The following is a 1,477-nucleotide window of genomic DNA, read 5'->3' on the forward strand; positions in this document are numbered from 1 at the left end:
AAGTTTTACATCAGAATAAACCTTTTCAGTAATGAACATATTTTTTTCTTTATAAAGTGAAGAATACAAAACAAAACTAATTCCTATAAAAAATATTATTGTCACTAAAATTATCTTTTTTTTCATAAATACCTCCTTCAATCATACAATCAACCACAAATATTTAGAATCGCATTCTTCCCTTTTCTAAATTCTAAAAGATTGAAAACTAAATATTTAAGGAGAAGGCTGCAAAACATCCTTTTGCAACCTTCTCCTTTCTTATCCTTTTTAATAACTATAACGCACTTGAAGTTTTTGTTCTGGAGCATATGTTGTCAATAAATCTTCCATACTAACATTTGTTTGTACATCTACTGCGGCGTATTTTCCAGTTGAAAACCAAGAAATTGTCGGTTTAAATCTAAATGGGTTAGGCATAGCATCGAAAGAAAATGCTTTAAGTGTTAACTTCCAATGACCGTAAGAATTTGTTTGAGAAGAATGATCTTTAGTATTATAACTCCCCCCAGTTGCATAAGTATAAGACACCTGTACTCCTGAAGGATAACCAATTGCCACCGTCATACTACTTCCACCACTATCGTTTGACGGCCCCCAATCATGAATAACATCGGAAGAAAAGGGCAAAGACATTTTAACTTCTGCACTTCTTGAATAGTTACCACTGAAACCAGTAGTTTCAATAAATGCTTCAACTGAGAAATGATCATATGTTATATCAGTCTCAGAATCATCTTGCTTTAGTACAACATTTGTATTAATTTGACCTTTTAAAATACTTCCATTCGGATATACATAATAGGCATATGTGTTTTGATTTGCTAAAGTTTGTCTTGTTACTATCGCAGCTTCTGCAACATTCTTTTTAATAATTCCACTATTATTAGTATACGCTAAATAGTTATCTAGAACTCCTCGAAGATGCATCTCTTTCTTGTTTAATTTAATTTTATCATTTTCTTGACTAATAAAGTTAGCTAAATAAATTGGTTTTTCTAATTTTTTAGAAAAGCCTATTATATTATAACTATTTTTATTAGCAAGATAAAAACCTGGCTTTGATAAACCATTCTTCATTTCATTCTCATCATCTGGTGCAGTTATTACTTGAGATAAATTCAGAGCTTGTTCGTATTCATGCAAGGTAATAGAATCCCCATATAAATAAATTGTTTTTCCAGATTCAAAATAATTCTTCAAATCAGTTTTTAATGATTCTTTTTCTTGCACAGCTTCTATTGGAAATGCAAGTTCCTCATAGTTATTCAAATCATTCAAATGGTTGCCCTCATCTACTAAATTTGAAATAACCCCAAATTTTTTTGTTATTGATAATTCATTGTCTACAATATCCTCGGAATTAAGAAAATTTGATATAGCAGAATCATTAATATCATTATTAAAAAAGTATATTGGTTTTTTATCATTTTGAGCGAAAACAGTAAAGTTCAAGGATGATGTATTAAATAAAGCT

At 29.6% G+C, this 1,477-nt stretch carries 1 protein-coding gene; it reads right to left on the bottom strand.

The features are described 5' to 3' along the window. Window positions 1–270 precede the first annotated feature (270 nt). On the bottom strand, window positions 271–1,477 hold a 1,207-nt coding region (locus tag JFN88_RS11255), incomplete at its 5' end, for a hypothetical protein (protein ID WP_199019395.1).

Source organism: Paenibacillus roseus (genome assembly GCF_016424485.1).
Lineage (GTDB): Bacteria > Bacillota > Bacilli > Paenibacillales > Paenibacillaceae > Paenibacillus_D > Paenibacillus_D roseus.